The following is a 12532-nucleotide window of genomic DNA, read 5'->3' as shown; positions in this document are numbered from 1 at the left end:
GCTTGAGCCTTGCAGCGGCAGGTCTGGGTGGCTATTCCGGTGTAAACGTCCACTCAGAGAGGCCTGCCACATGTCCACCAACACCCGCTTTGATAAATCCAGACTGCCAAGCCGGCACGTGACCGAAGGGCCAGAGCGCGCGCCGCACCGGTCCTATTATTACGCAATGGGCATGACCGAAGAAGAGATTCACCAGCCTCTGGTGGGCGTGGCAACCTGCTGGAACGAAGCGGCCCCGTGTAACATCGCGCTGAACCGTCAGGCCCAAGCGGTCAAGATCGGCGTCAAGGCGCAGCAGGGTACGCCGCGCGAATTCACCACCATCACCGTGACCGACGGTATCGCTATGGGCCACGAGGGCATGCGGTCGTCGCTTGCATCGCGCGAGGCGATTGCCGACACCGTGGAACTGACCATGCGCGGGCACTGTTACGATGCGATCGTCGGACTTGCGGGCTGCGACAAATCGCTGCCCGGCATGATGATGGCGATGCTGCGTCTGAACGTGCCGTCTGTGTTCTTGTATGGCGGGTCGATCCTGCCGGGCAAAGTGCCGGAAGGTGCGGATGTGCCTGCCGAATTCGCCAGCCGTGATTTGACCGTGCAAGACGTGTTCGAGGCCGTGGGCAACTACCAGAACGGCAGCATGTCGCAAGCCGCCCTCGAGATTTTGGAACGCGTGGCCTGCCCGACGGCCGGTGCCTGTGGTGGCCAGTTCACCGCCAACACCATGGCCTGCGTCTCTGAGGCGATCGGCCTTGCGCTGTTGAACTCTTCGGGCATGCCCGCACCCTATGTATCGCGTGACGCCTATGCGGCCGCCTCGGGCGAAGCGGTGATGCACCTGATCGAAAAGAACATTCGTGCGCGTGACATCTGTACCCGCGAAGCGTTTGAAAACGCGGCACGCATCGTTGCATGCACAGGCGGGTCGACGAATGCCGGCCTGCACCTGCCAGCCATGGCCGCCGAGGCGGGCATCTCGTTTGACCTCAGCGATGTGTGCGAAATCTTCCGCGACACGCCCTATTTCGTAGACATGAAACCCGGCGGGTCACATGTGGCGAAAGACCTGTATGACGCGGGCGGTGTGCCTGTTGTGATGAAGGAACTGCGCAAGGCTGGGCTGCTGCACGCTGACTGTCTGACAGTTTCGGGCCGGTCTATCGGCGAAGAGCTGGACATGATCGAACGCGAAGCAGACGGCAAAGTCATCCACGCCATCGAAACGCCGATCAGCAAAACCGGTGGCGTCGTGGGCCTGAAGGGCAACCTGGCCCCCGAAGGGGCGATCGTGAAAATCGCGGGCATGTCCGAAGAGGACATCGTGTTTACCGGTCCGGCGCTGATCTTTGAATGTGAGCAAGACGCTTTCGAAGCCGTGCAAAACCGCGCCTACAGCGAAGGCGACGTGTTCGTGATCCGCAACGAAGGCCCCGCCGGTGGCCCCGGCATGCGCGAAATGCTGGCGACAACAGCGGCACTTTCCGGTCAGGGCATGGGCAAAAAAGTCGCGCTGATCACTGACGGCCGTTTCTCTGGTGCGACACGCGGTTTCTGCGTCGGTCACGTTGGTCCCGAAGCCGCACATGGCGGCCCGATTGCCCTGCTCAAGGCGGGCGACATGATCACGTTGAACGCGATCACCGGCTCTATCTCGGTCGATATCTCGGACGATGAAATGGCAGAGCGTAAAGCCGCTTGGCCCGGTGCGCGCAAGACCAACTACCAAAGCGGCGCACTGTGGAAATACGCGCAGCTTGTGGGCCCAACCTATCTGGGTGCGGTCACGCATCCCGGCGCAAAGGCGGAAACCCATGACTACATGGACCTGTAAAGGTCCGGTCGCGGCCCTTGGGCTGGTGCTTCTGACCGCCTGCGAGGGCGGTCAGGGGTTTGGCGCGTCTTCGGGTGCTGCCAAGCCACCGCTGTCGCGTGCAAAAATGGCCGGCGGGGTCGAATTGGTCGCCCCCGACGGTTTCTGCATCGACCAGACCAGCCTCGAAGCCCGCTTTGCCGTGGTTGCACGCTGTGACGGGTTAGGGGCACCTGCCTCTGCGGGGGCGGCACCGCGCGGGTTGATCACAGTCAGCCTGACCCCGTCCAAATCCGGCCCCTTGCCAAGCGCACAGCAGATCGCGGCAGAAACCGCGCTGCAAAACGTGAGCAATGTGGAAAAGGGCGTAAATCACGTCACTTTCCGCGCTCAAGGGCGTATTCCTGTGGGCGGTCTTTCCCCGAACCAATGGCGAGGCGTGGCGCGGATGGGCACACAAACCGCCGGCATCGCGGTCTACGGTCCGGAACGCGGCGATATCGTAAGCTCCTCTGGGCGCGGGGTGCTGTCTCAGTTGATCACCCGTAGCATGAAGGCAAGCGCACCCGCGCAAACCACCGTCGCCAAGCGCAACTAACGCGCCAATTACACCCCGCCATTTCATTTGTGCCCCCAAGCCGCAGCCGGTAGGGTACGACCAACAACCCAATCCTTAATCGGGGTAACAGGCACCATGCGCAAACTTGGGAAAAAGCTGATCGACAGCGCCATGATCGCGCGGTTCACCCGCCGCTGGTCAGCCAAGGCAGACCGTGCCCCCCACACCGACATCTCGGTGCTGCGCAAGCAAGCAGGTCAAGCCCGCGCGTTGCGCCGACATCTGGACAAGCTGATCTATACCGCCGAAGACCGACTTGCCCTGCCCCGCGTCGGGTCCACGAAATTCTTCCGCCCGCATAACACCGACTGGTCCTGGCGTCCGCAGCTGTGGCGCGCACCATTGGCGCACTCTGGCCTGTCGTCAGTTCAGCCCAAAGCGACCATGGGCGACGAGGTCACGATCTTTCACGATTGCATCCTGTCAGAATTGGGCATCCGGCAAATCCGCAATCTCGAAGAGACCCACCTGGCACCCTATGGGCTGAGGCTGGAGGTCTATCGGTTTGACGGGTCGTTCCTGTCGCTGGTTCTGGATTTGCCGGATGACTGCGTCGAGGGGCTTAAGCGGACCCATGTCCTGCGTGTGGATGCTGTGATCGAGATGGAAAAACCCATCGAGATCTTCGCCCGTCTCAATATCCGCCACGGCCCCAATACAGAACAGATGGTTCAGGAACTGCCGCTGGACAAAACCGACATCACAGCAGAGTTCGACCTCGCTTATTCCAACCTGAATGAAAAGCGCGTGGAGAAAGCCTGGATCGACCTGATTTTTGAAGGGCCCGAGATGAACCAGATCATGCTGCGTGACCTGACCTTTTCGCGCCGCCCGCGCGCCCAGTTGTAGGAGCCCCGCATGAGCAACCTGACCCTCACCAAGACCCATATGATCGATGGCACGTGGCAAGGGATCGTCACCGGCGCGGGCGACGCCCAACCCGATCTTGCAGTCACCCACGCCGATGCCGACGTGGCGGGCATAAAGCTGGTACATAACGCGGGGTCTGACCATTGGGTGCTCAGCATCCCCGTTCCCGCTGCGGCAATTGCCGACGGCATCCATACCCTGCTGATCGCAGATCGGACATCCTGCACGACACTGGCCAAAATCACCCTGATCGGGGACGAGGTGACGGGCCCGAACCTGCGTGCCGAGGTGGATTTGCTGCGTGCAGAGCTGGATATGCTTAAACGGGCCTTTCGGCGGCATTGCGTCGAAACCAGCTGACGGACGCTTCGTGCGCCAACCCTATGGTGAGGCTGGGGATGCCCCCGCGGCCGATCGCTTTAGTTGGCCCCGACGAAACCCGGGCAGAAATAACAAAAGGCCGGCCCGCATGACTGCGGACCGGCCTTTTTTCATAGCTTTTGAGTGCGACGTTTACTTTTTCGGGCCAAGTGCGGACAGGCCTTTGAGGATGTCGATGGCATAGGCCAGCTGATAATCCTCTTCGCGCAAGGACGCGGCTTTTTCGGCTTTGGCACGGTCTTCCATGATCTGGTCGACCTGATCGTCGGTCAGGCTGTCATTGTTGAGGCTGCCACGCAGATCTGCTTCGGTACGCAGGGGGCGTGCTGCTGTATCCTCGTCTTCGGGGTCCGCAGGTTTGGTCGGAGGCTGTGCGACGATGATGTCAGGGGACACCCCGAGCGCCTGGATAGAGCGGCCCCACGGCGTGTAGTACCGCGCCGTGGTCAGGCGCATCGCCCCTTCGTCCCGCAGCGGCATGATCGTTTGCACCGACCCTTTACCAAAGCTTTTTGTGCCCACCACAATCGCGCGTCGGTGGTCTTGCAAGGCACCGGCAACGATCTCGGAGGCGGAAGCAGAGCCGCCGTTGATCAGCACGACAATCGGCTTACCCTCGGCCAGATCACCCGGCGTCGCATTAGTGCGGTCGCCATTTGCCGCATCACGGCCACGTGTGCTGACGATCTCTCCTTCTTCAAGGAAGGCATCTGACACGGCGATCGCTTGGTTCAGCAACCCACCGGGGTTGTTGCGCAGATCGACCACAAAGCCGCTGACGTTCTCGATCCCGCCGGCGGCTTTGACCTGCTCGTCCAGGCCTTCTTTCAGCTTGGGGTAGGTCTGTTCATTGAACGTCGTGACACGCAAGACAACAGCGTTGCCCTCGGTACGCGCCCGCACCGCGGTCAGCTGGATGGTATCCCGCACCAGCGACACGTCAAACGGCTCGGTCTCACCTTCGCGCACTACGGTGATCGCGATTTCGGACCCGACAGGTCCGCGCATCAGTTCAACGGCGTCATCCAGGGTCAGACCCAGCAGGCTTTCGCCATCCACATGGGTGATGAAATCGCCCGCTTCGATCCCCGCCTCAGAGGCAGGCGTGCCGTCGATGGGGGAAACAACTTTGACGAAGCCCTCTTCCTGCGTCACCTCAATGCCAAGCCCGCCGAATTCTCCGCGCGTCTGGTCGCGCATTTTTAGCGCGTCCTTTGGCGATAGATAGCTGGAGTGGGGATCAAGCGAGGTCAGCATGCCGTTGATTGCGGCCTCGACCAGTTCTTCGGTATCAACCTCTTCGACGTATTGGGCGCGGATGCGTTCAAAGATGTCCCCGAACAGATCAAGCTGTTCATAGACGTTGCTGCTTTTTTCGGTTTCCTGCGCCAGCAAAGGGCCCGCAATCTGCGTCGTGGCAATCACCCCTGCCAGCGTACCGCCCACGGCAGCCATCACGAACTTCTTCATCGTTTATCCATCCTTATCAGTTCGGAACCAGTCTGACGGGTCCTGCGGAACATTGTTCTCTCTTACTTCTATATAGAGCGTTTCTGAACGCTCTATGCCAGCCCCATCACCATTTGGTGAGAGCGCCTGTTGATTTACCCCGGTCGGGCCGCCCATCAGACCGATAGGCGTTGCCGCCCCGATCACCTGTCCTGCCTCGCCATACACCACATCCAGCCCCGCCAACACAAACAACGCGCCGGCCCGAGGTTCAAGAATGACCACGTTGCCAAGGTCCAAAAGGGGGCCGGTGTAGCGGATTGTTGCCGCTGTTGGCGATGTCACGATGGCACGCGGGCGTGTGGCAAGGATAATACCGGGGCGTGTCACCCCTGCGGCATCGGTTTCATTGGCGCGGCGCAGGATCACGCCTTGCACCGGCATGGCAAGTTCGCCCTTCTGCCCTTCGAAATCAGCCGGCGCGTCCGCGATCGGCTCTGAGGTCATTTCCGAAAGGCCGCTGGCAAACCCCGACAGTGTTTCCGAGGTGGAAATCAGGATCGCGGTGCGGACCGGGTCTTCGCTAAAGCGTTTGGGCAAGTCGGTTCGGTTGGCCATGGCCTGGTTCAATTCGGTACGGGCCCGCTGGATTTCGGTCAGCCCGTCCTGCAGGCGCTGTGCCGCATCAGTTTGCAGTGCGCGCAGCGTCTGGACGTCTTGCAAATCCTGCCGCAACACATCGGCGCGGGTGTTCAACGCGGGTGTCAGCTCGGCCAACAACATGCCCGCGCGCGCCGTGCCTACCGGCCCTTCGGGGTGCAGGAACAACGTGGGCGACGGGTTTCCGCCAATGCTTTGTAGCACACCCAGCAACTGCGCGACCTCGCCATCGCGGGCCTGTAGTTTCTTGCTCAGCTGGGCCTCGTTGATGGCCGCCTGACGCAGCCCCTCGCGCATGGCACCAAGACCCGTTTCAAACGCCTGAATGGTCTGGGTTAGTGCCTGAACACGGTCCCGCGCACCACTCGCTGCATCCAACTGGACAGAGGCCGCCTCAAGATCGGCCATCGCACGACGCGCCTGTTCAGCCGCCTCTGTCTGCGCAACCACGCTGACCGGCCAGATCATCAGAGCAAGGGCACAAAAGCGGATCATTCGAGCAAGGACTTTCCCGTCATCTCGGCAGGCTGTTTCAATCCCATCAACTGCAAGACCGTGGGGGCCAGATCGGCCAACCGACCTGTGCGCAAGCTAGCCCCTTCGGGCCCGCCCACAACCGCGACCGGCACGGGGTTCAATGTATGTGCCGTGTGCGCGCCGCCGGTGTCGGGATCAATCATGGTTTCGCAATTGCCGTGGTCCGCCGTGACGATCATCGCCCCGCCGACATCCTCTAGCGCCTCGAGCACACGGCCAAGGCCCGTATCCACCGCCTCGCAGGCGGCAATGGCGGCATCCAGATCGCCGGTGTGCCCTACCATGTCGGGGTTTGCATAATTCACCACGATCAAGTCATAGCGGTCCTTGATCGCCTGCACGAAATGGTCCGTCACCTCGCCGCATGACATCTCGGGCTGCATGTCATAGGTGGCCACATTGGGCGACTTTGGCATAAAGCGGTCTTCGCCTATCAACGGCGTTTCCGCACCGCCGTTCAGGAAGAACGTCACATGGGGGTATTTCTCTGTCTCGGCCAGACGGAACTGGCGCAGGCCATGCTGCGCAACCCATGCGCCAAGCGTATTTACGATTTCGGGCTTGGGATACATCGTGGTCATGAACGCCATATGCGCATCGGAATATTCCGCCATTCCCATGACCGCAGACCACTTGGGTTGCGTGCCCGTGTCGAACGCATCAAAATCAGGAGCTGCAAGCGCCGACATGATTTCGCGGGCGCGGTCGGCGCGGAAATTCAGACAAAACACCCCGTCCCCGTCTTGCACACCCCCATAGCCATGCAACACGGCGGGCGTGATAAATTCGTCGTTCTCTTCCAACCCGTAGGCATCCGTCACCGCAGCGGACGCGGTCGGCGCGGCACGGCCCTTGGCCAAAACAATCGCCTCATAGGCTTTGGCCACGCGGTCCCAGCGGTTGTCGCGGTCCATCGCAAAGTAGCGCCCCAATACTGTCGCGATGGACGCCCCTTCGGGCAACGCCGCTTGCAACGTCTCGAAATAGCCCAGTGCCGACCGTGGAGCCACATCGCGCCCGTCCGTCAAAGCATGGATCACCACCGGAACACCGTGATCGCAAATCGCGTGCACCGCGGCGATCATATGCGTGAGATGCCCGTGCACGCCGCCGTCAGACACCAGCCCCATCAGATGGGCCGTGCCGCCGGTCTTTTTCAGCGTCGCAATAAAATCGAGCAAAGGCTGATGCTTCGCAAACGCCCCCTCTTCGATAGCCAAATCAATCTGACCCAGATCCATCGCCACCACCCGACCGGCCCCGATATTGGTATGCCCCACTTCGGAGTTCCCCATCTGCCCCTGTGGCAACCCGACGTCAGGGCCAAAGGTGGTCAGCGTGGCCGAGGGGCAGCTTTGCATGATCCGGTCGAAATGCGGTGTCTTGGCCAGCAGCGGTGCGTTCCCTTTGGGGTCATCGCACAGGCCCCACCCATCCAGAATGCACAATACGACAGGTTTTGGGGTGTTCATCCTAAGACCGCTCCGGAGATTTTCAGTGGTTTTCCGTCTTTTAGCGGCTCTGTGACGGATGGTGAACCTAATTCATCGCAGATTACAAACTTGTAAGCTGGCGCTGGCCAAATCACGCGGCGCACCCTTGCCCTGCCGGCGCGGTTTAGTCATAAGATGGGCGCATCAAAGCCAAGGACGACAGCATGACATTCCAAGCACCGGAAACCCGCATTGTGACCACCTGGCGCGTCGCCTGTGACGGCAGCGAAGGTGCCTTGGGGCACCCACGCGTCTGGCTGCAAATCCCGCAGGACAAAGGCTGGGTCGAATGTGGGTATTGCGACTGCAAGTTCATCCACGCCGAGTTTGAGGGCAAAGTCTGACCAAAGCGTTACGATGGCTGGGCGCCTTTGCGCTTGTGCCAGCGTGTTTTGTGATTGCTGCCCTTATTGGCGCCGTCTGGGCGCCCGGCGTAGCCCAAGACCGTGCGATGCCCACGCGCGACGTGCTTCTGATCCACGGACCGATCCATTACGATCTGCTGATTCCGCTCGATGACATTTCGCGGCCGCGTTTTGCAGCGCTCGAGGCGCGTGGCGTGCCGCTATCGCACCCTGATGCGCGCTGGCTGGTGATCGGCTGGGGCGCGCGCAAGTTTTATACGGAAACCCCGACCTATCGCGAGCTGAAGCCCGGCAATGTCTGGCGCGGTGTTATCGGCGATGACGCAGTCTTGCGGATTGACGTGATCGGCCCAATAGACCGGCAGATCAAACGCCGGAGCGTCGCGATGACAGAACGGCAGTATCGCACGCTGGTAGGTAATGTCTGGTCCGAGCTTACACTCGGGCCCGATGGCTTGCCCGAACGCGTGGGGGTCACAGGGTATACCACCACCGACGGATTCTTTGCGGCCAAAGGGCGTTTTAGCATCCTGCGCACCTGTAATGTCTGGATCGGCGACCAGCTGCGTGCGGCGGGCTTGCGTTTTGGGCGTTGGACGCCGCTGCCTCTTTCGGTCAGCCTGTCCTATCAACTTTACCAAAGCGATCACCGCTGACGTGGGACGCTCCGCGGGGAGTTTAAGTGGCAAAATGAAGCCGGTCCCTGTCAATTGGCCGCTGGAGAGTTTGGCTGCTTCGTGACAAAAGAAGGCTTGTCTGAAAGAGGAGCACCGACATGTCCGGCACATTTGGCAAGGGTCACCATCTGCATCTGATCGACGGGTCGGCGTTTATTTTTCGCGCCTACCACGCGCTGCCGCCATTGACGCGCAAATCAGACGGGCTGCCGATCGGAGCCGTTGCAGGATTTTGCAACATGTTGCAGCGCTATGTCGAAGGCAACACCGGGCCCGATGCGCCAACCCATGTGGCCGTGATCTTTGACAAGGGGAGCCACACCTTCCGCAATGACATGTACGACAAGTACAAGGCCAACCGCGAGGCCATGCCCGAAGACCTGCGTCCGCAGATCCCCCTGACCCGCACCGCCACCGAAGCCTTCAACATCGCGTGCAAGGAAAAGCAAGGCTATGAGGCGGATGATATCATCGCGACGCTCGCCGTGCAGGCCCGTGCCGCGGGCGGGCGCTGCACCATCATTAGCTCGGACAAGGATTTGATGCAGCTGGTCGGCGGCGGCGTCGAAATGCTGGATGCGATGAAGAACAAAAGCATCGACCGTGATGGCGTGTTCGAGAAATTCGGCGTGTTCCCCGACCGTGTGGTTGATGTGCAAGCCCTGGCCGGCGATTCCGTCGATAACGTGCCCGGCGCACCCGGAATCGGGATCAAGACCGCCGCGCTGCTGATTAACGAATATGGCGATCTTGATACGTTGCTTGAACGCGCGGGCGAGATCAAACAGCCCAAGCGTCGCCAGACCTTGATCGACCACGCAGATCAAATCCGCCTGTCCCGCGCTCTGGTTCAGCTGGACGAGAATACGCCGTTGGACTTTACGCTGGACGACCTCGAGGTACGCGACCCCGATGCCGACCAGCTGCTCGGTTTCCTTGCCGAGATGGAGTTTCGCACGCTGTCAAAACGCGTAGCAGAGGTTTTGGGCAAAGAGGCCCCCACCATCGCGGACGCACCGGTTGCTGCCGATGCCCCCGCCGCGGCGGACGTGCCCTTTGATCCGGATCAGTATGAACATGTCAGCGACACAGAGGCGCTGCAGGCCTGGATCGACCGGATTTACGAATTCGGCTATGTTGCCGTCGATACAGAGACCACCGGGCTGGACGATATGGTCGCGCAGCTGGTCGGCGTATCGCTTTGCGTCGAACCCGGCAAAGCCTGCTATATCCCGCTCATCCACAAGGCGCGTGGCAGCGATGATCTGTTTGGCTCTGACGATCTGGCTGAGGGGCAGATCCCCCTTGAAGATGCGCTGCGCCTGTTGACCCCGATGTTGCAGGACCCCACGATCCTGAAAATCGGGCAGAACATGAAATACGACAGCAAGATATTTGGGCAGCTCGGCATCAATGTCGCCCCGATCGACGATACGATGCTGCTGTCTTATGCGATGCACGCAGGGCTGCACGGGCACGGGATGGACACGCTGTCAGAACGGTATCTGTCGCACACGCCGATCCCGATCAAACCTTTGCTAGGCTCGGGTAAATCCGCGATCACCTTTGATAAGGTACCGCTGGCCGATGCCGTGAAATATGCCGCGGAGGATGCGGATATTACCCTGCGTTTGTGGCAGCTGTTCAAGCCGCAGCTGCACCGCGTCGAGGTGACGAAGGTGTATGAAACGCTTGAACGTCCCTTGGTGCCTGTGTTGGCCGCGATGGAACGGTCTGGCGTCAAGGTTGACCGCGATACGCTGAGCCGGATGTCGAATGCCTTTGCGCAGAAGATGGCAGGGCTTGAGGATGAAATTTATCAACTCGCCGGTCGCAAATTCAATGTCGGATCGCCCAAGCAGCTTGGTGAGATCCTGTTTGACGAGATGGCGCTGGAAGGCGGCAAAAAGGGCAAGACAGGTGCCTATGCCACTGGTGCCGACGTGCTCGAAGATCTGGCAACAGAGCATGACCTGCCCGCACGTGTGCTGGACTGGCGGCAACTGTCGAAGCTGAAATCGACCTATACCGACGCGCTTCAGGACCACATCAACCCTGACACCGGACGCGTACACACCTCATACTCCATCGCGGGGGCATCGACGGGCCGGCTGGCGTCAACCGATCCAAACTTGCAAAACATCCCGATCCGATCCGAAGAAGGCCGCCGCATCCGCGAGGCCTTTGTTGCCGAGCAGGGTAAAGTGCTGATTGCGCTGGACTATTCCCAGATCGAGCTACGGATATTGGCGCATATTGCCAACATCCCCGAGCTCAAGCAGGCCTTTCAGGACGGCATCGACATTCACGCCCTGACCGCATCAGAAATGTTCGGCGTCCCCCTCGATGAAATGACGTCGGACGTGCGCCGTCAGGCCAAGGCGATCAACTTTGGTGTCATCTATGGCATCTCGGGCTTTGGCCTGGCGCGCAACCTGCGCATTCCGCGAGCCGAGGCACAGGGCTTCATTGACCGTTATTTCGAACGTTTCCCCGGCATCCGCACCTATATGAACGACACCAAAGCGTTCGCGAAAGAGCATGGCTTTGTGCAGACCCTGTTCGGACGCAAAATCCACACGCCAGAGATCAGCGCCAAAGGCCCCCGCGCCGGGTTCGCCCAACGGGCCGCTATTAACGCGCCGATCCAGGGGACAGCCGCAGACGTGATCCGCCGCGCGATGATCCGCATGCCCGACGCGATCAAGGGCTTGCCCGCCACGATGCTGTTGCAGGTACACGATGAACTGCTGTTCGAGGTGGAAAAAGGGGCCGAAGATGCTCTGATCGACGCCGCGCGTCATGTGATGGAAAACGCAGCCGATCCGGTGGTCAAACTGGACGTAAAGCTGACGGTGGACGCAGGGATAGGGTCAAACTGGGCGGAGGCGCATTAAGCGCCTTTGCCGTTTGTCTAGGTGAGCGCTATCCAGTGAGGGCTGCCTTTGCTCCGCGAGACCTGTTTCGCACCGGGCCCAATCTTGGCATTCAGTGTCGCGCGTCGCAGCGGGGCGCTTTCCGCGCACCGAAATCAGTCAGGCAGTTCGCCCGACGGGATGATGCCAAAGAAGCTGCCGCCTGACCATACGCCGAACCATCCCTCGTGGTGCTGACCCAGTTCGACCAGCCGGTAAAAGCTTTTCCGGTCGATCAGCGCCTCAAGGTTGCGGCGGATGCGGACATAGGGCGCGGGCTCTCCGGTATCGGGGGCACGCTCGATACGGATCGGCAGATCGGGGCCCGCAACCGCGATATCCCCAAGGTTGGTCTGGAACGTGAGCGTCTGGTCGGTGCCGCTGCCTTCGGCCTCGAAATCGATGGCGACAAAGGGGGCATCTTCGACCTTGATGCCGACCTTTTCGACCGGCGTGATCAGGAAATAATCGTCATCTTCACGGATCAGAATCGACGCAAAGAGTTTCACCAGCCCCATGCGGCCAATCGGGGTGCCCTGATAGAACCAGGTGCCGTCGCGTTTGATCTCCATGTCCAGATCGCCGCAAAACGGAGGGTTCCACTTCTCTACCGGCGGCAATCCGCGTGTTTTGGCGGCGGAAACAGACGCGGCAAGGCTTTCTGCTGTTGGGGTCACGGTTTTTTGTCCACTCATTGCTTTTGCCATTTCCTGTTCACACGATACACTTACATCTAACTGATATAACTCC

Annotated in this window: 11 protein-coding genes; 7 read left to right on the top strand and 4 right to left on the bottom strand. The window is 60.4% G+C overall.

The window, feature by feature from the left end:
* Nucleotides 1-70 precede the first annotated feature (70 nt).
* From ilvD to E5180_RS13210, 4 genes are all read left to right on the top strand, one after another.
* Complete coding sequence (gene ilvD / locus E5180_RS13225) at nucleotides 71-1837, top strand: dihydroxy-acid dehydratase (protein ID WP_138924791.1); 1767 nt, start codon at nucleotides 71-73, stop codon at nucleotides 1835-1837.
* Nucleotides 1818-2414, top strand: a complete 597-nt coding sequence (locus E5180_RS13220) for a hypothetical protein (protein WP_138924790.1) — start codon at nucleotides 1818-1820, stop codon at nucleotides 2412-2414. Before ilvD ends, E5180_RS13220 begins: the two co-directional genes overlap by 20 nt.
* A 96-nt stretch (nucleotides 2415-2510) precedes the next feature.
* Complete coding sequence (locus E5180_RS13215; protein ID WP_138924789.1) at nucleotides 2511-3284, top strand: DUF6478 family protein; 774 nt, start codon at nucleotides 2511-2513, stop codon at nucleotides 3282-3284.
* A gap of 9 nt (nucleotides 3285-3293) precedes the next feature.
* Nucleotides 3294-3665: a hypothetical protein gene (locus tag E5180_RS13210; protein ID WP_138924788.1), complete on the top strand. Its 372-nt coding sequence runs from the start codon at nucleotides 3294-3296 to the stop codon at nucleotides 3663-3665.
* Nucleotides 3666-3818: 153 nt separating this feature from the next.
* On the opposite strand, the gene E5180_RS13205 is transcribed toward E5180_RS13210, so the two are convergent.
* The 3 genes from E5180_RS13205 to gpmI are packed head-to-tail and all read right to left on the bottom strand — an operon-like array spanning nucleotide 3819 to nucleotide 7804.
* Nucleotides 3819-5156: a S41 family peptidase gene (locus tag E5180_RS13205; RefSeq protein WP_138924787.1), complete on the bottom strand. Its 1338-nt coding sequence runs from the start codon at nucleotides 5154-5156 to the stop codon at nucleotides 3819-3821.
* 3 nt (nucleotides 5157-5159) lie between these two features.
* On the bottom strand, nucleotides 5160-6290 hold the full coding sequence (locus E5180_RS13200; RefSeq protein ID WP_138924786.1) for a murein hydrolase activator EnvC family protein: 1131 nt from the start codon (nucleotides 6288-6290) through the stop codon (nucleotides 5160-5162).
* Entirely contained in the window at nucleotides 6287-7804 is a 1518-nt protein-coding gene (gene gpmI / locus E5180_RS13195; protein ID WP_138924785.1) for a 2,3-bisphosphoglycerate-independent phosphoglycerate mutase, read from the bottom strand. The genes E5180_RS13200 and gpmI overlap by 4 nt, the downstream gene beginning before the upstream one ends.
* Nucleotides 7805-7989: 185 nt before the next feature.
* On the opposite strand from gpmI, the gene E5180_RS13190 reads away from it, so the two are divergent.
* From E5180_RS13190 to polA, 3 genes are all read left to right on the top strand, one after another.
* Nucleotides 7990-8169, top strand: coding sequence for a zinc-finger domain-containing protein (locus E5180_RS13190; RefSeq protein WP_093732042.1), 180 nt, complete (start codon nucleotides 7990-7992; stop codon nucleotides 8167-8169).
* A gap of 35 nt (nucleotides 8170-8204) precedes the next feature.
* A complete protein-coding gene (locus E5180_RS13185) occupies nucleotides 8205-8846 on the top strand; it encodes a TIGR02117 family protein (protein WP_138924784.1) in 642 nt (213 codons plus the stop codon).
* Nucleotides 8847-8965: 119 nt separating this feature from the next.
* The gene (gene polA, locus E5180_RS13180; RefSeq protein WP_138924783.1) at nucleotides 8966-11764 is read left to right on the top strand and encodes a DNA polymerase I; all 2799 of its coding nucleotides are present in this window, start codon (nucleotides 8966-8968) and stop codon (nucleotides 11762-11764) included.
* Nucleotides 11765-11898: 134 nt separating this feature from the next.
* Here the strand turns inward: polA and E5180_RS13175 are convergent, their stop codons facing one another.
* Nucleotides 11899-12477, bottom strand: a complete 579-nt coding sequence (locus E5180_RS13175) for a DUF1285 domain-containing protein (RefSeq protein WP_171048950.1) — start codon at nucleotides 12475-12477, stop codon at nucleotides 11899-11901.
* Between the last annotated feature and the right edge of the window lie 55 nt (nucleotides 12478-12532).

The sequence above is a fragment of the Sulfitobacter sp. BSw21498 genome (assembly GCF_006064855.1).
Lineage (GTDB): Bacteria > Pseudomonadota > Alphaproteobacteria > Rhodobacterales > Rhodobacteraceae > Sulfitobacter.
Note: the sequence above shows the minus strand (reverse complement) of the source record. Positions and strands in the feature narration are given on the sequence as shown.

Excerpts from the sequence above, each read along its gene's own strand:
- gpmI (WP_138924785.1), bottom strand. The coding sequence starts at position 7,804 with ATGAACACCCCAAAACCTGTCGTATTGTGCATTCTGGATGGGTGGGGC.
- E5180_RS13175 (WP_171048950.1), bottom strand. The coding sequence starts at position 12,477 with ATGAGTGGACAAAAAACCGTGACCCCAACAGCAGAAAGCCTTGCCGCG.
- E5180_RS13220 (WP_138924790.1), top strand. The coding sequence starts at position 1,818 with ATGACTACATGGACCTGTAAAGGTCCGGTCGCGGCCCTTGGGCTGGTG.
- ilvD (WP_138924791.1), top strand. The coding sequence starts at position 71 with ATGTCCACCAACACCCGCTTTGATAAATCCAGACTGCCAAGCCGGCAC.
- E5180_RS13205 (WP_138924787.1), bottom strand. The coding sequence starts at position 5,156 with ATGAAGAAGTTCGTGATGGCTGCCGTGGGCGGTACGCTGGCAGGGGTG.
- E5180_RS13210 (WP_138924788.1), top strand. The coding sequence starts at position 3,294 with ATGAGCAACCTGACCCTCACCAAGACCCATATGATCGATGGCACGTGG.
- E5180_RS13215 (WP_138924789.1), top strand. The coding sequence starts at position 2,511 with ATGCGCAAACTTGGGAAAAAGCTGATCGACAGCGCCATGATCGCGCGG.
- polA (WP_138924783.1), top strand. The coding sequence starts at position 8,966 with ATGTCCGGCACATTTGGCAAGGGTCACCATCTGCATCTGATCGACGGG.
- E5180_RS13190 (WP_093732042.1), top strand. The coding sequence starts at position 7,990 with ATGACATTCCAAGCACCGGAAACCCGCATTGTGACCACCTGGCGCGTC.
- E5180_RS13200 (WP_138924786.1), bottom strand. The coding sequence starts at position 6,290 with ATGATCCGCTTTTGTGCCCTTGCTCTGATGATCTGGCCGGTCAGCGTG.